Genomic DNA, 20,706 nt, shown 5'->3' on the forward strand with positions numbered 1-20,706 from the left:
AGCTCCTAAGCGGGGATACGGGCGGTGATGCGGAGGTGGGAGAGCACCCAGGCGTTGAAGTGCTCGGGCTGCTCCTGGTTCGCCAGGTGACCGGCGTCCTTGACGATCACGTAGGCGGTCCTGTGGACGGCGCCGGCGATGGCCTGTGAGGCGTCGACGCCGGTGACCCGGTCCTGGTCGCCGCACAGGACGAGGGTGGGCGCGGCGATGCGGGAGAGTTCGGCGCGCAAGTCGGTGGCGGCCATCGACTCGGCGGCGTGGCCGTAGCCCGGGAGGCGGATCGCGTCCGCCATGGTGTCGGTCACGCGCCGGACGAGCTCGGCGGGCGCGTGCTCGGACACCAGGCGGGGTGCGCGACGCTCGGCGAAGGCCCTGGGTCCGGTCTCCGCGAGTTCGGCGGCCCGTGCCCGCATGGCGGCCGCCTTCTTCGGGTCGGTCCCGGACCCGGGGCTGGAGTCGGCGACGACGAGGGACGCGACGAGCCCGGGGTGGCGGACGGCGAGGCGCAGCGCGATCACTCCGCCCCAGGACACGCCCAGCACGTGGGCGCTCCCACCACGCGAGCGGATCAGCTCGGCCGCCGTGTCGGCGAAGTCGTCGAGGGTCAACGGGCCTTCGGGGTCGGCGGACCTGGCGTATCCGGGAGCGTCCCAGGCGACGACACGCGCGTACCGCCCGAGTTCGGCGAGCTGGGGGGCGAACGCTGCCGACGAGGAGCCGATGCCGTGCAGGCAGAGCAGCAACGGCCCCTGGTCTCCCGCCTCTTCGGTGTGCACCGTGTCCGCGATGCGCGCGGCCGCCGTCACAGGATCTGTCCCGTCCGCCCGGCCAGGGCGGCCAGGCTGCGCAGCACGGCGTACGGGACGACCTGGCTGGTCGCGGGGTTGCCGGGGTCGGGCAGGTGGGCCACGTCGAAGCGGTACGTCCCGTGAGCGCCGGACGCCTCGACGACGTGCCGGGTGTGGTGCGCCCCGGGATCGGCGACGACCCGGACCCGCACAGTGTCCAGGTCGCCGACGGCCAGTGCGACCGACGCGGCGACGTTCGTCGACTTGGGGAACTTCACCGGGACGTCCCGGGCGGTGCCCGACATGACCTCGACGGGACCGGTCGCCGTCCGTAGACGTGTCAGCAACTCCTCATCCATCCACGGCTGTTCGAGCGTGGTGGGCAGCTTGGTGGTGGTGAGGCGTACGTCGTGCAGCGGGCCGAGGGAGCGTACGGCCTGGAGGAGGTCGAGGCCGCCGACGGCGCCGCCGGTGAAGTACACCCGGCCGGGCCCCGCCGCGAGGAGCCGCTTGGCCAGTTCCTCGTCGGTCAGCGCCCCGGTGGAGGCGATCAGCAGGTCGGTGCCCGATTCCAGGACGCGTTCGCCCCACGCGCGGACGACCGCCTGGCCCGCGGCCTCGACGACGAGGTCGCAGCGCTGGAGCGCCTCCTCGAAGGCGACCTGCGGGGCGGGTGCGCTGTCCCCGAGGGGACGGTTGTCGACGACGCACTCCAACTCGGCTCCGGGGATGGCCTGTTCGGCGAGGGCCGAGCCGACGACGCGGCCGATGGCGCCCCAGCCGACCACGCCGACCCTGCGGACCTTCGGGATGCTCGTGGTCATGCGGAGGCCTCCTCGGCGAGGGCGGGTGCGGCGAGCGGGCCGGGGTCGGGGGTGCCCGCCATGTGGCAGCGGATCTCCTGGGAGGGGGCGCCCGCGGTGCCCCACCGGTCGGAAAGTTCGGGGGTGCGCCGCCACACCTTGGCGATCCAGCGGTCCTCGACGACCTGCGCGACCTCGGAGGTGTACTCGCAGACCAGGCCGGTCGGGTCGGTGAAGTAGGAGAAGGTGTTGTCGCCGGGGCCGTGCCGCCCCGGTCCCCATTGGGGGGTGATGCCGTGGTGACGCAGCCGGCCGAGCCCTCGCATGAAGTGGTCGACGGAACCCATCTCGTAGGCCACGTGGTTGAGCGAGGCCCATTCGGCCTGGTTGAAGGCGATGCAGTGGTGGTCCGCGTTGCAGCGCAGGAAGGCCATCTGGTGCTCGGACCAGTCGGAGACGCGCAGCCCGAGGACGTCGCAGTAGAAGGCGACCGACGCGTCGATGTCGGCGGTGTTGAGCACGGCGTGGGTGACGCCGACCGGGACGGCCTCGTCCCGGCCGCGGGACCCGACCGCCCAGGTCTCGGCGGTCAGCTCGATCAGGCGTCCCTCGTGGTCGGTGAAGCGCAGGCCGTAGCCGCCGCCCACCTGGTCGAGACGGCCGGGTCCGGCCACCGGCGTGATGCCGCGGGCGAGCAGGCGGCGGGCCGCCTCGTCCACCTCGGCGGGGGTGGCGACCGCGAACGAGATCCTCCCGAGGCCGACGCGGTGGGAGCGCGTCAGCTGGAGGGCGTGGTGCTCCTCGCCGGTGCCGCGCAGCCAGACGGCGTCGCGCTCGGACTCGACGACCGCGAGTCCCCACGCCTCGGCGTAGAAGTCCGCGGCTTCGCCGAACGTGGGCGTGAGCAGCTCGACCGAGCGCAGCGCGCGCAGTCGGGCAACGGGGGGTTGGGGCATGACCGTCTCCGGGGACAGGGGTGCGAGGGGATGGGACTGGTTCGGGGCGAGCGGGGCGGGCGCCGTCCGGCCCACGGCAGGGGCGGGCGTCATCCGGCCCACGGCAGGGGCGTGCCGGAGGTGCCCCAGTACAGGGACTTCTGCCGCTGGTAGGCACGGATCGCGTCACGGCCCTTCTCGGTGCCGAGGCCGCTGTCCTTCATCCCGCTGAAGGGAGTGGAGATGCTGAACTGCTTGTACGTGTTGATCCAGACCGTTCCCGCGTCGACACGGCGTGCCAGGCGCCAGGCCGCCCGGTGGTCCCGGGTCCAGATGCCGCAGGCCAGTCCGTACACGGAGTCGTTCGCCTGGCGGACCAGGTCGTCCTCGTCGTCGTAGGGCAGGGCGATCAGCACCGGGCCGAAGATCTCCTCCTGGCAGACCCGGGCGTCGTTGGGGAGGCCGTCGATGACCGTCGGCAGGTAGTACGCGCCGTCCCGGTACTCCTCACCCTCGGGTGCGGCACCGCCGCACAGGACCCGGCCGCCCTCCTCGCGCGCGAGGTCCACGTACGCGGCGACGGCGTCCCGGTGACGGTGGTGGACCAGCGGGCCGACCTGGGTGCCGGGTGCGGTGCCGGGCCCCACGCGCAGCTTGCGCACCCGCTCGACGAGTTCACCGACGAACTCGTCGTAGATCTCGCGGGCGACGAACAGCCGCGACCCGGCGATGCAGGACTGGCCGCTGGACGAGAAGATCCCGAACATCACGCCGGCCAACGCCTGTTGGACGTCGGCGTCCGCCCGGACGATGGTCGGTGACTTGCCGCCCAGTTCGAGCGAGGCGGGAACCAGCTTGGCGGCGGCGACCGCGGCGATGCCGCGGCCGGTGTCCGTGCCGCCCGTGAAGCCGATGCGGCCGACCAGGGGGTGGGTGACGATCGCGTCGCCGACCGTCCGGCCGCTGCCCGGCAGCACCGACAACAACGCCGTCGGCAGGCCGAATTCGTCCAGCGCGCGGGTGACGATCCGTCCGAGCACGAGGGAGACCAGCGGCGTCCAGGCCGCGGGCTTGAGCAGGACGGCGTTGCCGGCGGCGAGCGCGGGGGCGATCTTCTGCGCATCGCTGGCGACCGGCGAGTTCCACGGGTTGATGGCCGCGACGACGCCGATCGGCTCGTGCACGCTCATCGTGACGTAGTCGCCGCGCGACGGGGTGAGGGCGTCCTCGGCGGTCTCCAGGGCGGCCGCGGTGTACCGGAAGGTCGCGGCCGCGCTCAGCGCGAGGGCCTTCGTCTCGGCGAGGGTCTTGCCGGTGTCGGCGGTCTGCACGGCGGACAGCTCGTCCGCGGCCGCCTCGATCAGCTCGGCGACGCGGTGCAGCAACAGGGCGCGCCGGTGGGGCATCAGGTCGCGCCAGGCCGGGTCGGCGGCGGCTCGCGCGCCGGCCCGGGCCGCCTCGTCCACCTCGTCCACCGAGGCCGTGCGGACGGTGGCGAGAACCCGGCCGGTGGCCGGGTCCACGGTCTCGACCGCGGCGCCCGCGCCCGGGCGCCACTGCCCTCCGATGAGGATGTCGGTGGAGAAACGAGGCACGGCGGACCTCCCGGACCGGTGAGCAGGTGGGGTTGACTCTGAGCGCTTGAAATCTAAGGGCTTAAGTATTTGGCTGGCAAGACCTGCGGCTCCGAAAAGTATCTTTGCTCTTAACCATTGACCACTTAGGTAACTGCTCCTACTGTCTCCGCAACTTCTCTGTTCGCGGAAGGAACCTTCATGACGACTGTGGCCGGCCGGCCCGCCGTGGGAACAGCGGGATCAATAGCCGCACGGCTCGAACGACTGCCGCACTCCCGCTGGCACGTCAAGGTCCGCTTCCTGATCGGCGCCGTCACCTTCTTCGAGGCGTTCGACCAGCTGCTCGCCGCCTCCGCCCTCCCCGTTCTGATGCGGGACTGGCACCTGACGACAGGACAGGCCACCTTCGCCGTGACCGCCGGCTCGGTCGGCATGCTGCTCGGCGCCCTGGGCGCCGGATCGCTGGGCGACCGGATCGGCCGGGTGCGGACCGTCGCGCTGGGGGTCGCGGTCACCGCACTCGCCAGCCTCGCCGTCGCCTTCTCGAACGGCATCGAACTGTTCGCGCTCTTCCGGTTCGTCCAGGGCCTCGGCATCGGCGGCGTCGTCCCCGTCGCCGCCACCTACATCAACGAGATAGCGCGCTCGGACCGCCGCGGCCGTTTCGTCCTGCTCTACGAGATGATCTTCCCCGCCGGTCTGGCCGCCGCGACCCTGGTCGCCGTGTGGGTGGTGCCCCATCTCGGCTGGCGGGCGATGTTCGTGCTCGGTGCGCTGCCCGTCCTGATCGCCGCCGCCCTCCCCAAGCACGTCGCCGAGTCGCCGCGCTGGCTGCTGGCCCGCGGCCGCACGCAGGAGGCCGAGGAGGTCCTCGCACGGATCGAGGCGGAGGTGTCGGACTCCACGGGCGAGCCGTTGCCGGAGCCGACCGTCGGCGCGGCCACGGAGGAGGAGACCTCCCGGGGACGGCTGTCGGAGCTCTTCACGGGGCGCTATCTGCGCCGCACGGCCGTCGTCTCGGGCCTGTGGTTCGTCGCGTACTACGTCAACCACGGCATCTCCACCTGGCTGCCGTCCCTCTACACCAAGAACTTCGGCCTGGACCTGACCACCGCGCTCGTCTACACCCTGCTCAGCAACGTCACCGGCCTGCTCGGCACCCTCGTGGTCGCGCTCGCCATCGACCGCGTCGGCCGGCGCCCGGCCCTGGTGGCCGCGCTCGGCGGCACCGCACTGTCACTGGGCACCCTCGCCGTGACCGGAGCCGTCTCCGGCGGTCAGGTCGCGGTGTTCGCGTCCTGCACGACGTTCTTCGTGTACGCGATCAACGCGGGGCTCTACCTGTACTCCCCCGAGCTGTACCCGACCCGCAACCGCGCCAAGGGCGCCGCCTTCGGCGGACTGTGGAACCGCGCGGGCGTCATCCTCGGACCGATCACCGTCGGCGCGATCCTCGGGGCGGGCGGCAGCCTGGCGCTGGTCTTCACCCAGCTCGCCTGTGTCGCGGCGGCGGGCGCGGTCATCGCCCTGTTCGCCGTCGAGACGAAGGGCAGGACGCTGGAGGAGCTCAACTCCTGAGCGGCGCGTCCCCATCGGCGCCGCACCCCGAGGCTCCCCGCTCCGTACCGCACGGAGCGGGGAGCCTCGGGCGTCGGGGACCCGAAGTCCGGGGGACCCTTCCGGCGTCAGGGGCCCTCTCCACGACCCTGGGGACCCTCCCGACGTCAGGAGCCCTCTCCACGACCCTGGGGACCCTCCCGACGTCAGGAGCCCTCTCCACGACCCTGGGGACCTTTCCGGCGTCAGGGGCCGGCCTTCGCCACGGGCCGGGAGAGGCTTCCGCGCCGGGGGCCCTGTCATGAGAAACGGTGCGCCCGCCGTCGCGGGCCCACCCGGCTCCACGCGCCCCGCGGCTCCGGCCCCTCCGGGTCCTACGCACCCTCCGGCTGCGCCGCGTCCGTCGTCCTCGTCCGTTGCTCGGCACGCTCCGGCCCCGCCTCGTCCAGCGAGCGGCCCAGCAGGGCGAGCAGGTCCCTCAGCCGGCCCTGTTCGGCGGCGCCGAGCCCTGCCAGCATCTCCCGTTCGCCCGCGGCACGGGCGTCGGCCACCCGTGCGGCGAGGTCCAGCCCGGCGGGAGTGAGCCGCAGACGGACGATCCGCCGGTCCCGGCCGTCCCGCTCCCGCTCGATCAGCCCGGACTCGGCCAGGCGGTCCGCCTGCATCGTCAGTCCGCCCTGGCTCAGGGAGACGACACCCGCGACCTCCCCCATCGTCCGCCGGTACGGCGCCCCCGCCCGCCGCAGCGCGTCGAGCACCTCGGAAGCGGCCACGCCGATGCCGAAGTCCTTCACGACGGCACCCGTCAGCGCCCGGTAGCGCTGGAGACAAGCCTGGAGCGGTCCGAAGAGCTCCTCGGGAGCCGGGGCCTCGACCGTCGGCCCGGTGTCCGCACGCACGGGACCGGTGTCCGCACGCACGGGACCGGCGTCCGCACGCACGGGACCGGCATCGGCGCGTGCCGATCCGGCGGATCCGGCCTCTGGTGTGGCCTCCCGAGCCCCGACAGCGGTCGCGAGCACGTCCGCGAGGGCGGGTTCGAGCTGCTCCGTCGGCACCGAACGGGCCGGCTCATGGGCGAACATGTACCGCTCCATGATCACGCCGAAGAGAATGCTGCGGACCATCGCGAGCCGGACGTCGGCCCGGACGGACTCCCCGATCAGCCGGACTAGCGGTTCGCTCACCTGCTGGTCCAGGATGCCGCGGAACAGTTCGGCGCTGGGCGGATGGGAGAGCGCCGAGCGGATGAGCGCGGGCCAGGGATCCTGGTCGGGAAGGCGGTCCCACCGCTCCAGGTAGGCGTGGGCGAGGGCCCGCGGCAGCTGGTCCGGGTCGTTCGCGGCGGCATCGAGTACCGCGCCGGTGACGCCCGTGCCGGCCCCCACCGCCTCCAGGAACAGCCCGTCCTTGGTGCCGAAGTACGCCATGACCAGGCCCGGGGTCACGCCTGCCTCGGCCGCGATGGCCCGGATCCCGGCACCCGCGTAGCCGTGCGCGGAGAACAGCCGACGGGCGGCGTCCAGGACGGCTCTGCGATTGCCCTCGGGGTCGTGCGCACGGCCGCGGCGTGATCGCACCTGTTCGGAATCCACATCGCTCAGATTAAACGAGCGTTCATGAAAACAGTCGTTCAAAAGTGGCTACACACGGTGCACCGGCCCCTCGCATTCCGTGAGCGGGAGCCCGCTGCCGCCGCGGCGGAGCGCGACGATCTCCGCGACGACGGACAGGGCCGTCTCCTCCGGCCCGTACCCGCCCAGGTCCAGGCCGATCGGGGAGCGCAGCCGGGCCAGCTCCGCCTCTCTCAGACCCGCCTCGCGCAGCCGCTCCAGCCTGTCCTCGTGCGTACGTCTGCTCCCCATGGCACCGATGTAGGCGGCCGGTCCGCGCAGCGCCAGTTCGAGCAGCGGCACGTCGAACCTGGCGTCGTGGGTGAGCACACAGATCGCAGTGGTCGGGCCGACCCGGTCCGCACGCGCGGCGAGCCACCGGTCCGGCCGGTCCACGACGACCTCGTGGGCGCCGGGGAAGCGCTGCGGGTCGGCGAAAGCGGGCCGGGCGTCGCACAGGGTCACCCGGTGGCCGAGCAGAGCCCCGAACCGGGCGAGCGGGCGCGCGAACTCGGCCGCACCGAAGATCAGCAGACGTGGCGGTTGCGCGTACGACTGCACCATGAGCTCGCATTCCGGCACGCATCCGGGGCCGAGGCCCTCCGCGCCGACCACGGCCGCACCGGCACCCCCTTCGCCCAGGCCCACCAGTCCGCTCTCCCCTCGAGCCAGCATCGACCGCACGGCATCGGCCGCCGCCCGGTCGAGCACGGCGTCGCCGAGTCCCCCCGCGGTCCAGTCGCTCGCGACGACGATGCCCGTCCCGGCCGTGACGCCCGCGGCCACCACCGTCGCCAGCGCGACCGGCTCGCCCGTGGCGACGCTCTCGGCCAGGCGCGCCATGGGGATCTCGGGGCCCACCTCCCGGACGAAGACGTCGATCGTGCCGCCGCAGGTCAGCCCGACGGCGAAGGCATCACCGTCGTCGACGCCGTAACGCTCGCCGACCGGGGGGCCGCCGGCCAGCACCTCCTCGGCCGCCGCGCAGACGGCGGCCTCGACACAGCCGCCGGACACGCTCCCGACCACCCGGCCGTCCTCGGAGACCAGCATCGAGGCGCCCACTCCGTGCGGGGACGAGCCCTGGGCGCGGATCACGGTGGCCATCGCGAAGCGGGTCCCGATCCGCTGCCACTCGGCCGCCTGGTCCAGCAGATGTCTCATGCCGTTCACCTCGAAGCATCTCGAATCGGCGTCACCCTCTTGCCAAGAAGAAACTTTAGTGTAAATCATTTCAGGCATTAGATAGATGCGGATCCCGGTCGACGGATCCGCGCACCCCCGTGTCCGTGCGGTTCGTCCGCGCGGTCCGCACGGAGGGACCGCCCATGCGGTTCGTCCGCGCGGACCGCGACCCCTGTCCGTGCCGGCCTCCCCTGCCCGCGCCGGCCTCCGCTCGCCGGAGGTCGACGAACGAGAGTGATGGGAACCAGTTGAAACCCGCACCCTTTGACTACATCGCTCCGCGCCGCGTCGCCGACGTGCTCGCGCTCCTCGCCGACGAGGAGCGCGAGGCGAAGATCGTGGCGGGCGGTCAGTCCCTGATCCCGATGCTCAGCATGCGGCTCGCCCGGCCCGAGGTCCTCGTCGACATCATGCGCGTCCCGGAACTCGACCGGCTCGGCGTGGATGCGGCGGGTGCGCTGCACATCGGCGCCGCCGTCCGCCAGAGCACGGTCGCCGACAACCCCGCCGTGCGCGACGGCTGGCCCCTGCTGGCGGCCGCGATCGGGCACATCGGGCATCCGCAGATACGCCACCGCGGCACCGTCTGCGGCAGTCTCGCCCACCACGACCCGGCCGCCGAACTCCCCACGGCCGCGCTGGCACTGGACGCCCGCTTCGTCGTGGACGGACCGCGCGGCCCCCGCACTGTCGCGGCCGAGGACTTCTTCGTCGCCACCTTCCAGACCGCCGTGGAACCGGACGAGCTCCTCACCGAGGTCGTGCTCGGCCCGCAGACGGCCCGCGGCTGGGCATTCGAGGAACTGACGCGCCGGCACGGGGACTTCGCCACCGTCGGCGTGGCCGTTCTCCTGGAGCGCGCGGACGCCTCGGGGACCGTCCGAGACGCCCGGGTCGTGTTCTGCGGCGCCGGCCCCGTGCCCGTCCGGCTGCCCGCCGCGGAGCAGGCGCTGATCGGCACCGACGTCGACGAGCGGGCGGTCACCGCGGCCGCCGCCGCTGCCCTCGATCACCTCGCACCCGCCGACGACATCCACGCCACGGCCCGCTACCGGCGCGAAGGCGCCGCCCACCTCCTTGCCCGCGCCTGCACCACCGCCTGGGAGCGCTGCTCATGACCCTCTCCTCCCCCACGCCCGCCGGGGTGCCCGCCCCCGTGCCCGGCACGGACGCCCGCCCGCCGGGAACGCCCCCGCTGTCCGAGCCGTCCGGCTGGCACGAGGTGCGACTGACGGTGAACGGCGCCCCCGTGATCGCCGAGGTCGAGTCCCGGCTGCTGCTGAGCGACTTCCTGCGTGACCGGCTCGGCCTGACCGGTACGCACGTCGGCTGCGAACACGGTGTCTGCGGGGCCTGCACCGTACTCATGGACGGCTCCCCGGTGCGCTCCTGCCTCACGCTGGCCGTGCAGTGCGAGGGCCGCGCGCTGCGCACGGTCGAGGGTCTCGCGCCGGACGACGCCCCGCTGACCCCGGTGCAGCGAGCGTTTCACGAATGCCACGGCATGCAGTGCGGGTTCTGCACCCCCGGGTTCGTGATGACGACGACCGCGCTGACCGAGAGCGCCGAACGCCCCGCCGAGCCGGAGGTGGCCGACGCCCTGAGCGGACACCTGTGCCGCTGCACCGGCTACCGCAACATCCGCCGCGCCGTCTGCCAGGCACTCGACGAACGATTCGGGAAGTGAGCCGTATGCCCCGCACCACCGAGCGCAAGCACGAGGACGCGCATGCCCCCGCCACGGGCGGCTGGATCGGCCGTCCCGTGCCCCGGGTCGAGGACGAGCGGCTGCTGCGCGGCCACGGCCGCTACGTCGACGACGTCGCTCTTCCGGGCGCCCTCCAGGCCGCCTTCCTGCGCAGCCCGCACGCCCACGCCCGCATCGAGTCGGTGGACGTCCGGGCCGCGCTCGCCGCTCCGGGCGTGGTCGCCGCCTGGACCGGCGCCGACATGGCGGCGCTGCCGCCCATGCTCAACAAGGAGGAGCTGCGCACGCCGCCCGGTCTCGCCGCACTCCTCGACCCGCTGGTCCGGATGACGCCGATGCCGCTGCTCGCCACGGACAAGGTCCTGTACGTGGGCCAGCCCGTCGCCGTGGTGCTCGCCGAGAACCGCTACCTCGCCGAGGACGCGCTCGAACTGGTCGACGTCCGCTACACGGCGCTGCCCGCCGTGGTGGACCCGGAGGAGGCGCTCTCCCCCGACGCCCCGCGGCTCCACGAGGAGCTGGACGACAACACGGCGGTCGCCGTCGCCACCGAGGTCGGTGATCCGGACGAGGCCTTCGCCGTCGCCCACACGGTGGTCAGGGAGGAGTTCCTCGCGCACCGCTATGTCGCATCACCCATCGAGACCCGCGCCGTCGCAGCCCAAGTCGATCCTTTCAGCGGGCGGTTGACGGTGTGGTCGGGCACGCAGACCCCGCACCGGCTGCGCGAGGCGATCGCCCACACGCTGGGCCAGGAGTCCGAGACCGTCCGCGTCGTCGCGGCCGACGTCGGCGGCGGCTTCGGCCAGAAGGGCATCCTGTACGTCGAGGAACTGCTGGTGCCCTACGCCGCGCGGGCACTGGGGCGCGCCGTGCAGTGGCGCGAGGACCGCAACGAGAACCTCACCGCGTCCTCGCACGCCCGGGAGCAGATCCATCGCATCGAGCTCGCCGCCGACGCGGACGGTCGGCTCCTCGCCGTACGCGACCGGATCACCGTCAACTTCGGCGCGTACAACATGACCGGGCTGGTCGTTCCGTACAACTCGCTGTGCCATCTGCTCGGCCCCTACCGGGTGCCCCACGCGGACATCGGCGTCGTGGGTGTGCTGACCAACACCACGTTCTCCACTCCCTACCGGGGAGCCGGGCGCCCTGAGGCGGTGTTCGCGATGGAACGGGCGATGGACCGGCTCGCCATCGAACTGGGCCTGGAACCAGCGGAGTTGCGAGCCCGTAATCTCGTGCAGCCGCACGAGATGCCGTATGCGACGGGTCTGGTGGACCGCTCCGGCAAGCCGCAGTCCTACGACTCGGGGGACTTCCCGGAACTGCTGCGCCGGGCCGTCGCGAAAGCCGATCTGCCGGCGGTACGGGCCCGGCAGCGGTACGGCCCGCAGGGCGGCAGACGCGTCGGCGTCGGCTTCGCGATGTACATCGAGGCGACCGGTCTCGGCCCGTTCGAGACCGCCCGTATCGACATCGCGCCCAACGGGCGCGTGAAGCTCGCCATCGGCGCGCCCTCACAGGGCCAGGGACACCGCACCTCCATGGCTCAGATCGCCGCCGACGCCCTCGGCGTCCCGCTCGACGTCATCGACGTGACCGGCGGCGACACCGAGGCGACACCCTTCGGAGTCGGCACCATCGCGAGCCGGGCGCTGGTCAACGCCGGGAACGCCACCCACCGCGCCGGGCGCCTCGTCCGGGAGAAGGCCCTGGAAGCCGCCGCCCGGCGACTCGGCGTCCCCACGGACGACCTCGACCTGCGTGACGGTGTCATCGTCCCCAGGACGGGTGACGGGCCGTCCCTCACACTCGCCCGACTGGCCGGGCAGGCGCCGCTGCCGGGCACGCCCGAACCCACCGACGGCAGGCACGGCACCGAGCTGAGCGAGACGGTGCATTTCCGCCCGCCGGGCTTCGCGGTGGCGAGCGGCGCCCACGCCGCCGTCGTCGAGGTCGACGAACGCACCGGGGAGATCGAGATCCTGAGGTACGCGGTCGTCCATGACGCGGGTGTCATCGTCAACCCGCTGATCGCCGAGGGACAGGTGACCGGCGGTGTCGCACAAGGCATCGCGGGCGCCCTCTACGAGGAGATGGTCTACGGCCCGGACGGTCAGCCCCGCACCACCACGTACATGGACTACCTCGTGCCGACGTCCTCGGAGATCCCGGACCTCGATCTGGACGAGCTGTTCACTCCCAGCCCCATGAACGACCTCGGCGTCAAGGGCCTCGGTGAGGGCGGCGCCATCGCACCGCAGGCCGTGCTCGCCAATGCCGTGGAGGACGCGCTGCGCCCCCTCGGCGTGGTCGTCCGTCGCGGCCCGCTCTCCCCGAGCCGGGTCCGCGACCTGATCCGCAGCGCTCCGGCACCCGACGGCCAGGACTGAGGACTTCGCCGGCACCCACCCACGGACCGCCCTGCCGGCACCCACCCGCCCACGGCCCTCCCGCCGGCCGCACTCGCCGGCGGACACACCCGCCCACACGCACCCACCGCCGATTGGACCCGTCATGCGACTCGATCACTCCTTCACCGTTCCGGCCACGCCCGACGAGGCCTGGAAGCTCTTCCAGGACCTGCGCCGCGTCGCTCCGTGCATGCCGGGCGCGACACTCGACGCCCTCGACGGCGACGCGTTCACCGGCCGGGTGAAGGTCAAGGTCGGTGCGGTGCAGATGAGTTACCGGGGCGAGGGCACCGTCACGCGCGACGAGGCGGACCGTTCCATGATTCTCGACCTCACCGGCAGCGAGACGCGCGGCGCCGGCACGGCGGCGGCCCGCGTCGTCGCCGGACTCGCCGCCGATCCGGCCGGAACCTTGGTCCGGGTCCGCACGGAGCTCGACATCACCGGCAGGCCCGCGCAGTTCGGCCGGGGCATCATGGCGGAGGTCGGCGACCGGATCGTCCAGCAGTTCGCCGCCCGGCTGGAGGAGCTGCTGCGCGCCCCGGACCGTTCGACCACGACCGGCGACATCTCCGCGACGCCGCTCCCGGCGGCTGCCGAGGGCGACGCGGTGGACCTGGGCGCGGCCGTCCTGCCGGTGCTGCTGCGGAAGGCCGCCGTCCCCGCGGCGGCCGTGGTCGTCGCCGTGGTCCTCGTCGGCGTCCTGAGGCGCCGGTCACGGTGACGGCCCCGGCGGACGCGCGCCGACAGCTGGGCGCCGGGCCCGGGTACGACCACGAGCGGATTAGATGTATCGTACATCAATGCACATGTGCCGCGCCGCCGTCCGCCCCTCCGCCGAGCCGGCCCGGTGACGGCCCCGACGACGCTCTCCCGCAGAGCACCGCTCGCCGTCACCCTCGCCGAGACGCTCTGGTTCCCGGCGGCGCTCTTCCTCGGCTTCCTCTTCTGCTTCGCCCCGGCGCTGCACGCGCCGCAGCCGCACCACGCGAAGGTCGTGGTGGCGGGCGCGGCCACGGAGAACCGGGTCGACGCCGCGCTGCGGCGGCAGCGGCCCGGCGGGTTCGACGTCACCGCCGTGACCGACGCCCGAAAGGCCCGCGAGGCCGTACTGGACCGGAAGGCCGTGGCGGGGTACGCGGAGGGCGACCGGCCGGTCCTCTACGTGGCCAAGGCCAACGGCATGTCCCTCGAACAGGCGCTGACCAAAGCCTTCACCCCCGTCGCGGCGAAGCACGGGCACGGGCACGGGGAGAAGCTGACGGTCGTGGACGTGGCTCCGACCACGCACAAGGACCTGATGGGCACGACCCTGGTCTACTTCGGCATCGCCTGGAGCATCCCCGGCTACATCCTCTCGACGACCCTGCTGCGTGCGGTGGCCTTGGACCGGCGCAGGAAGCTGCTGACGATCGCGGGCACCGCGGCGCTGTTCAGCGTGATCGGCTACGCGGTCGGGGTGGGACTCGGGTACCTCCCGCACGCTCCCTCGACCATGGCCATCGCGTTCCTGCTCACGGCGGCCGTCGCCACGTTCGCCTCCGGACTGGCGCCGTTCGCCAGGCAGTACTTCCCCGCCGTCGGCATGGGCCTGTTCATCGTGCTGAGCATCCCGACCAGCGGCGGCGTGGCTCCGGCACCGCTGCTGCCGACGTTCTTCCAGTACGTGCACGCCGTCATGCCCCTCGCCAACGCGGTGGACGCCCTGCGCGGAGCGCTCTACTTCGACGGGGCCGGCGTGCTCGAGCCCGTGCTGGTGCTGTGCGCGTGGACCGCGGCGGGCGTCGCGCTGCTGGGCCTCGACGCCGGGCGGCTCCGCCGAGCGGCGCGACGAGGGGCGAACGGCGAGCCCGCGGACGTCGAGGAACCGCCGCGGGAGGACGCGTCGCTGGAGGTGCCGCTGCCCACCGCGCTTCCCGTGCACGCCCACCACTTCGGCGATCCGGAGCCCGTCCTGGTGGGCACCGTCCTGGACTCCCTGCAGCGGCCCGTGCACCGTGCCGTGGTGACCGTCATGGACGCCCGCGGCCGGAGGCTGGTGTCCACGACGACGAACGCGCACGGCGAGTACGCCGTGGCCGGACTGCCCGAGGGACACCTCAGCGTCGTCGCGTCCTCGGCGGGCCGCAGACCGGTGGTCCACCGGGAACTGCTCGGCGCCGGCGCCGTCCTGCGGACCGACTTCGCGTTGCACGAGCGCGGGACGGCTCCGCGGCAGACCGTCGGCGAGCGCTAGACATGGACACACGGGCATCCGGGCACGGGGCATCCGCGCGCGGACGTGGACGCGTGGACCTCCACGCCCGGACAGGCCTGCGCACCGGACGCCACGCGCGGCTCGACGATCGTGCGGCAGCCGTCGGCGCGGAGGCCCGTGGGTATCCTCGCGATCCTCGGGGTGACGGCATTGCACGGCTCCGTGCCCGCCGACCCGCACGGCTCGGGGGTACGCGCTGCTCGCGGTCGCCGTCCGCGTCGGCGTCCACCTCGGCGCGCGGCCGCCGCACCGTCCCCGGTGCCGGCATCGGCGCCGCCGTCCATGCCGTCCTGCTCAACACCCTGTGACCCGTACAAGGAGAGACGTCCGTTGACCACCGGCACCCCGGCCCCCGGCAGCTACTACGAGCGCATCGACGAGCACCGCTACAAGCCCACCGCCCACGCGAGCGGCGCCTGGGACTCCGGCGAGCTGCACTTCAGCCCGCTCGGCGGTCTCGTCGCGCACGCCCTGGACCGCCACACGGCCACGCGTGCGGACTCCGGACTGCTGCTGTCCCGCATCAGCTACGACATCCTCGGGCGGCTCGCTCTCGACGAGTGCGAGATCCGCGTGGAGACGATCAGGCCCGGCCGCACCATCGAACTGCTCGAAGCCGTCGTACTGATCGCCGACCGCCCAGTGGTCCGTGCCCGTGCCTGGCTCCTCGCGGCCCTCGACACCGGCGATGTCGCGGGCGGTGCCGACGAGCGCCTCGCCCCGCCCGAGAGCCTCCCCCGGCGGCAGCTGTCCGACGTGTGGCCGGGCGGCTACATCGCCTCCCTCGACGTGCGAGCGGTCACCACGCCCCGGCCGGGCCGGGCGACCGCCTGGGTCTCCACGCCCCTCGACCTCGTCGCCGGCGAACCCAGCGGCCCGCTCGCCTCCTACCTCGCGCTGGTGGACACGGCCAACGGCATCGCCGTACGGCAGCCGCCGACGGCCTGGATGTACCCCAACGTCGACCTGACCGTCCACCTCCACCGACGCCCCGAGGGCGCGTGGACCGGTCTGGACACCACCGTCACGTTCGGGCCGACGGGCCAGGGTGTCACCAGCACCGTCCTGCACGACGTGCGCGGGCCGGTGGGTCACGCCCAGCAGATCCTCACCGTCCGGCCGATCACCGCCGACTGATCGCGCCGGTGGACAGCCGGCCCGGCCCCGGCAGCGACCGGCCGGTCGCTCCGGTCGGGGCGGGCGCCGCCCGGAGGGCGGGGCCCGGTCCGGCAGTCACCCGTGGAGGGTGAACCGTCGCGGGCGCGCCGGGCGGATGCTGCGAGCCGGGGCGGCCGAGCGCGGCGGGAGTGTGGCCCATGACGATCCGGCACCGCACCACGAGAGGCCCCGCCTGGCTGCGGGCCGTGCCCGGGGTCCGCGCGGTGGCGTCCTACCGGCGGGAGTGGCTGGCCAAGGACGTGGTGGCCGGGGTCGTCCTGACCACGCTGCTGGTACCGCAGGGCATGGCGTACGCCGAGCTCGCGGGCCTGCCTCCGATCACCGGGCTCTACACGACGATCCTGTGCCTTCTCGGCTACGCGGTGTGCGGCCCGTCCCGGATCCTGGTGCTGGGTCCGGACTCCTCGCTCGGGCCGATGATCGCCGCCACCGTCCTGCCCCTGATCGCGGCGGAGGGCGATCCGGCGCGTGCGATCGCGCTGGCGTCGACGCTCTCGATCATGGTCGCGGCCGTCATGATCCTGGCGTCGGTGGCGAAGCTGGGCTTCATCGCCGACCTGATCTCCAAGCCGACCATGATCGGCTATATGAACGGTCTGGCCCTGACCATCTTCGTCGGCCAATTGCCCAAGCTGCTCGGCTTCAAGGTCGACGCGGACCATCTGATCGGCCAATGCGTCGAGGTGGTCCGGAAGCTGGCCGAGGGAGCCGTGGTGCCCGCCTCGGCCGCCGTCGGCATCTGCGGGATCGTCCTGATCGTGGTGCTCCAGCGCCGGCCGCCGAAGGTCCCCGCGGTGCTCGTGATGGTGGTGCTGGCCATCGCCGCAGCCACAGTCTTCGACCTGGGTGCGCACGGGGTCGGTCTGGTCGGTGTGCTGCCCGAGGGCTTCCCGCCGCTGACGGTTCCCGACGTGCGGTTCGGCGACCTGGCGCCGCTGTTCGCGGGGGCGCTGGGCATCGCCGTGGTGTCGCTGGCCGACACGATCTCCAACGCCTCGGCCTTCGCCGCCCGGCCTATCGCCTACGCACGAGCGCGGAGTGGACCTTTGTCCCCTCCGCCGGACGGATCCGGGACCGGTGAGCGGGCGGAGCCGGCCCGGTCAGCCGGGAAGCAGCGGGCGCAGGGCGATGCGGACCACCCTCGGCCAGTCGACCGCCGGTCTGTTCACCGGCGTGCCCGGGCGGTGACGCGGCACCCGGACCCGCAGTGCCCCCGGAGCGATGCGGCACACCACGGGTGCGGGGAGCACGACGTGCTCGCCGTCGATGCCCGCCGGGACGGTGCCGGTGTCGGCCTCGACGACGACCTCCGGGGCCGTCAGCCGCAGGAAGCTCGAGGAACGGGCCCCGCTCACCATCCGTGCCGCCTGCGCGGAGTTCTCGACGCACACGCCCAGCACCCCGAGCAGTCCGGAGTCCAGGCGCTCCCGGCGCCCCGGACGCGCCGCGTCGACGGCGCGCCGGTAGGGGTTGTTGCTGACGAGCAGCGCCTGCAGTCCCTCGGCCCGGGTGTCGCCGGCGCGCATCCGTAGCCGGGTCGCGTCGTCGCCCGTGAGGAGACCCGGCAGCGTCTCCAGGATCGTCTGCGCCTTCGCGTCCCGGTAGGCGGGGTCGCCGACGACGGCCGCGTACGTCCCGAAGGACGCGTTGTTGACGAAGACGCGGTCGGCGGCGAACCCCAGGTCGGCGCGGATCTCGACACCGTCGGTCAGGGCGTCCAGGGCGGCCGCGGGATCGTCGCGGTCGAGGCCGAGGTCGAGGGCGAAGTGGTTGCGGGTACCGGCCGGGATCACCAGGAAGGGCAGGCCGTGCCGCGCCGCCACCTCGGCCACCAGGGCCTGGGTGCCGTCGCCGCCCGCGACGGCGAGGAGGTCGGCTCCGTCGGACACGGCCTGCCGGGCCAGTTCGCTCACGTCCTCGTGTCCGGCACCGAGCAGGACGACGTGGGCGCCCGCCGCCCGCGCCTTCTCCACGAGCTGGAACCGGTCCACCTTGCCGCCGCCGGAGCGAGGGTTCATGAGGATCCAGGGGCGCCGTGGCGGCTCGACGCGGGTGCGTTCGCGGACGTGGGCGGTGTGCAGCGGCGCCAGGGCCGTACGGGCCGCCGTGACGGCCAGCACCCACAGGGCCAGGGCGACGAAGGCCGGGGCCAGCAGTCCGAAGACGGCGTAGAGCACCAGGACGGACAGCGGCGCGAGGACGGACAGGGCGACTCCGAGGACGCGCACGACGCCGGTGTGGGCGAGGGTCCACCACACACCGACGGCGGCGAGGGCCAGCCCGGCGACGCCGATCAGAACCCAGAACACGCTCCGCAGACCCGCCGCGACGAGCGGGATCAGCACGCAGGCCGTCAGGGCGAGCAGCGCCAGACGCGCCCACCCGGCCCGCCCTCTGCGGGCGGCCGTGGTGGGGCACGCGTCCGGCGCCCTCGCATTGCTTCGGTGTCGTCGCACCTGTCCGTCCGCTCCGCTCACCGCCGCGGGCCGACGGCACTCCGGTCCCTCAGACCTTCGCGCTCTCGTCGGGGCGTGCCACGCACAGGGCCCAGATGATGAACCCCGAGAAGGCGATCATCACGATCGACCACACCGGGAAGTACGGCAGGGACAGGAAGTTGGAGATGATGATCAGCCCGGCGACGGCCACGCCCAGGACACGTCCCCACATCGTGTCCTGGAAGAGCCCGATGCTGACGATCACGGCGATCGCTCCGAGGATGACATGGATCCAGCCCCACCCGGTCAGGTCGAACTGGAACACGTAGTTGCGCGTGGTGAGGTAGACGTCGTCCTCGGCGATCGCGCTGATGCCCCGGAGGATGTCGAGGATCCCGGCGATCGCCAGCAGGACGGCTCCGAAGACCACGAGCCCCGTGGCCCACTGATGCTTGGCCGTGTGTACGTGTGCGGTGTGTGTGGCGGTCATCCTGCTGCCTCGTTTCGTCTCGTCCGGCCCGCTCAGCGGCCGGAGGCGGAGGTGGAGGAGGTGGAGGTGGTGGTTGCGGAGCCCGTACCGTCGGATGCGCCGTGGCCGCTGAGGACCAGGTCCTTGGCGCGGCGGAACTCCTCGTCCGTGATGTCGCCGCGGGCGCGGATCTCGGACAGCTTGGCGAGTTCGTCGACGCTGCTGGTGCCTCCGGCGGCGGTCTCACGGATGTAGGCGTCGAAGGCGCCCTGCTGGGCCTTCGCCGACTCCAGCTCCCGGTGGCCCATGCTCTTGCCGCGGGCGATCAGATAGACCAGGACGCCCAGGAACGGCACGATGATGACGCCCACCAGCCAGCCGGCCTTGCCCCAGCCGCCCAGGGTGTCGTCGCGGAAGATGTCGCCGATGATCCTGAAGAGCAGGATGAACCACATGATCCACAGGAAGAACCAGAGCATGGTCCAGAAGGCGCTCAGCAGCGGGTAGTCGTACGCGAGATACGTCTGGGCGGTCATGGTCTCTCCTCCGTCCCGGGCGTTCGCCCGGCAGGCGTTCTGTGCCGTTCTCAGCGTGCCGGGGGCAGGGCCGGGCGGCCTCACCCCAGGCGGGTGATCTTGCGTTCCACGACGGGTGACGGGGGTGCGTCGGTGCGGGGTCTCACACCGTCGCGGTCGGGCCGGTGGGGCCGGTCGGGTAGTCGGTGAGCGTCTTGCGCAGCGCCGCCCGCCAGGCGAAGGCGAGGATCAGCTCGGCCACGCCGAGCAGCACCATCCACAGTCCGAGCAGCCGGGTCAGGGCGCGGGCCGACTCGGTCGGCAGGGCCAGTACGACGATGCCCGCGACGATGCCGAGGACCGCGGCGCCGATGACGAACCCGCGATGCGGCAGGTCCTTGGTGGCGATGGCCGTGTACGCGGTCAGCATGCCGGACACCAGCCAGACGATCCCGACGATCAGCGAGAGCGCGGCGATCGTCTGCATCGGGTTCCGCAGGCAGAGCACTCCGGCGAGGACGAACAGCACCGACAGGAGCAGTCCCGGGAGCCGTTCGCCGTGTTCGTGCCGGGAGAAGGCCGACACGAAGCGGAATCCTCCGGTGACGAGCAGGTAGAGGCCGAGGAGCACCGCCAGGATGTGCAGGGTCTCCTCGGGCCAGACGAGGATCAGGACGCCCGGCATCAGCGTGGTGATCGCCGAGCCCAGGATCCAGGTCCACGAACTGCCCAGTCCCGCAAGCAGTTCCGCCGCGTCCGCGGTCGAGTCGGACGCCGCCCCGTCGGGCATGTGTTCCGGTCCGGTCTGCGGTGCCGGGCCACGCGAAACGGTCATGGCTCCTCCTCGCGCGCATCGAACGGGTCGTTCCGGACCGCCGACGGGGCGGTGCGGAGACCTCGCCGAGCCAGCGTCCCGCGGGCCTCCGGCTTCCGGATCACCCTCGGCGGGTGATCTGTGGGCGGCACCGAAGAGGGGGCGCCACCCGCTCCCGGTGCCCGGGCACGCCCCGCGAGGCGCGTGCGTCGCGCCAGGAGGGGGCGGTGACAGCGACCAGGTCACTCCGTCTCCGGCAGAGGGCGCATCTCCACGACGCGCAGGCCCAGCGACTGACAGCGGGCCAGGAGCGCGTACAGATGTGCCTCGTCGACGACGGGGCCGAACAGCACGGTCTGACCGGACATCACCACATGGTCCAGCTCGGGGAAGGCTTTGGTCAGCGTCTCCGACATGTGTCCTTCGACGCGGATCTCGTAGCGCATGA

18 protein-coding genes and 1 pseudogene are annotated in these 20,706 nt (G+C 72.9%); 8 read left to right on the top strand and 11 right to left on the bottom strand.

All coding sequences use genetic code 11. The features are described 5' to 3' along the window. Nucleotides 1–5: 5 nt before the first annotated feature. The 4 genes from ACZ4IF_RS23145 to ACZ4IF_RS23160 form a co-directional block, all read right to left on the bottom strand. Nucleotides 6–806, bottom strand: a complete 801-nt coding sequence (locus ACZ4IF_RS23145) for an alpha/beta fold hydrolase (protein ID WP_467565566.1) — start codon at nt 804–806, stop codon at nt 6–8. Continuing rightward, nucleotides 803–1,612, bottom strand: a complete 810-nt coding sequence (locus tag ACZ4IF_RS23150) for an aspartate dehydrogenase domain-containing protein (RefSeq protein WP_359489972.1) — start codon at nt 1,610–1,612, stop codon at nt 803–805. The genes ACZ4IF_RS23145 and ACZ4IF_RS23150 overlap by 4 nt, the downstream gene beginning before the upstream one ends. Next, a complete protein-coding gene (locus ACZ4IF_RS23155; protein ID WP_467565568.1) occupies nt 1,609–2,547 on the bottom strand; it encodes a VOC family protein in 939 nt (312 codons plus the stop codon). Before ACZ4IF_RS23155 ends, ACZ4IF_RS23150 begins: the two co-directional genes overlap by 4 nt. Before the next feature lie 89 nt (nt 2,548–2,636). After that, a complete protein-coding gene (locus ACZ4IF_RS23160) occupies nt 2,637–4,121 on the bottom strand; it encodes an aldehyde dehydrogenase (protein ID WP_467565570.1) in 1,485 nt (494 codons plus the stop codon). A gap of 180 nt (nt 4,122–4,301) precedes the next feature. Between ACZ4IF_RS23160 and ACZ4IF_RS23165 the strand changes: the two genes are divergently transcribed. Beyond that, nucleotides 4,302–5,681, top strand: coding sequence for an MFS transporter (locus tag ACZ4IF_RS23165; RefSeq protein ID WP_467565572.1), 1,380 nt, complete (start codon nt 4,302–4,304; stop codon nt 5,679–5,681). Nucleotides 5,682–6,034: 353 nt separating this feature from the next. Here the strand turns inward: ACZ4IF_RS23165 and ACZ4IF_RS23170 are convergent, their stop codons facing one another. Further along, entirely contained in the window at nt 6,035–7,255 is a 1,221-nt protein-coding gene (locus tag ACZ4IF_RS23170) for a TetR/AcrR family transcriptional regulator (RefSeq protein ID WP_467565574.1), read from the bottom strand. A gap of 48 nt (nt 7,256–7,303) precedes the next feature. After that, nucleotides 7,304–8,437: an XdhC family protein gene (locus tag ACZ4IF_RS23175; RefSeq protein WP_467565576.1), complete on the bottom strand. Its 1,134-nt coding sequence runs from the start codon at nt 8,435–8,437 to the stop codon at nt 7,304–7,306. A 269-nt stretch (nt 8,438–8,706) separates the two neighbouring features. On the opposite strand from ACZ4IF_RS23175, the gene ACZ4IF_RS23180 reads away from it, so the two are divergent. From ACZ4IF_RS23180 to ACZ4IF_RS23210, 7 genes and pseudogenes are all read left to right on the top strand, one after another. After that, a complete protein-coding gene (locus ACZ4IF_RS23180; protein WP_467565578.1) occupies nt 8,707–9,576 on the top strand; it encodes an FAD binding domain-containing protein in 870 nt (289 codons plus the stop codon). Continuing rightward, on the top strand, nt 9,573–10,145 hold the full coding sequence (locus ACZ4IF_RS23185; RefSeq protein WP_467565580.1) for a (2Fe-2S)-binding protein: 573 nt from the start codon (nt 9,573–9,575) through the stop codon (nt 10,143–10,145). The genes ACZ4IF_RS23180 and ACZ4IF_RS23185 overlap by 4 nt, the downstream gene beginning before the upstream one ends. Nucleotides 10,146–10,150: 5 nt before the next feature. Further along, a complete protein-coding gene (locus ACZ4IF_RS23190) occupies nt 10,151–12,565 on the top strand; it encodes a xanthine dehydrogenase family protein molybdopterin-binding subunit (RefSeq protein WP_467566028.1) in 2,415 nt (804 codons plus the stop codon). 124 nt (nt 12,566–12,689) lie between these two features. After that, nucleotides 12,690–13,310, top strand: coding sequence for an SRPBCC family protein (locus tag ACZ4IF_RS23195; RefSeq protein ID WP_467565582.1), 621 nt, complete (start codon nt 12,690–12,692; stop codon nt 13,308–13,310). 126 nt (nt 13,311–13,436) lie between these two features. Then, nucleotides 13,437–14,822, top strand: coding sequence for a carboxypeptidase regulatory-like domain-containing protein (locus ACZ4IF_RS23200; RefSeq protein ID WP_467565584.1), 1,386 nt, complete (start codon nt 13,437–13,439; stop codon nt 14,820–14,822). Between the two features lie 351 nt (nt 14,823–15,173). After that, nucleotides 15,174–15,980, top strand: a complete 807-nt coding sequence (locus tag ACZ4IF_RS23205; protein ID WP_467565586.1) for a thioesterase family protein — start codon at nt 15,174–15,176, stop codon at nt 15,978–15,980. A 179-nt stretch (nt 15,981–16,159) separates the two neighbouring features. Continuing rightward, nucleotides 16,160–17,035: pseudogene (locus tag ACZ4IF_RS23210) on the top strand (SulP family inorganic anion transporter); the annotation flags it as partial. Nucleotides 17,036–17,122: 87 nt separating this feature from the next. Here ACZ4IF_RS23210 and ACZ4IF_RS23215 read toward each other — a convergent pair. The 5 genes from ACZ4IF_RS23215 to ACZ4IF_RS23235 all read right to left on the bottom strand — a co-directional run bounded on the left by ACZ4IF_RS23215 (nt 17,123) and on the right by ACZ4IF_RS23235 (nt 20,704). Further along, nucleotides 17,123–18,478 (bottom strand): diacylglycerol/lipid kinase family protein, encoded by a 1,356-nt coding sequence (locus ACZ4IF_RS23215; RefSeq protein ID WP_467565588.1) that lies wholly within the window; start codon nt 18,476–18,478, stop codon nt 17,123–17,125. 49 nt (nt 18,479–18,527) lie between these two features. Continuing rightward, a complete protein-coding gene (locus ACZ4IF_RS23220) occupies nt 18,528–18,950 on the bottom strand; it encodes a DUF7144 family membrane protein (protein ID WP_467565590.1) in 423 nt (140 codons plus the stop codon). A 32-nt stretch (nt 18,951–18,982) separates the two neighbouring features. Then, nucleotides 18,983–19,465, bottom strand: coding sequence for an SHOCT domain-containing protein (locus tag ACZ4IF_RS23225; protein ID WP_467565592.1), 483 nt, complete (start codon nt 19,463–19,465; stop codon nt 18,983–18,985). Nucleotides 19,466–19,607: 142 nt separating this feature from the next. Continuing rightward, on the bottom strand, nt 19,608–20,279 hold the full coding sequence (locus ACZ4IF_RS23230) for an HdeD family acid-resistance protein (protein WP_467565594.1): 672 nt from the start codon (nt 20,277–20,279) through the stop codon (nt 19,608–19,610). Between the two features lie 221 nt (nt 20,280–20,500). Next, nucleotides 20,501–20,704 carry a hypothetical protein gene (locus tag ACZ4IF_RS23235; protein WP_095932753.1) on the bottom strand — a complete coding sequence of 68 codons (204 nt, stop codon included), beginning with the start codon at nt 20,702–20,704 and terminating at the stop codon, nt 20,501–20,503. Between the last annotated feature and the right edge of the window lie 2 nt (nt 20,705–20,706).

This window comes from Streptomyces sp. NPDC025784, from assembly GCF_055558435.1.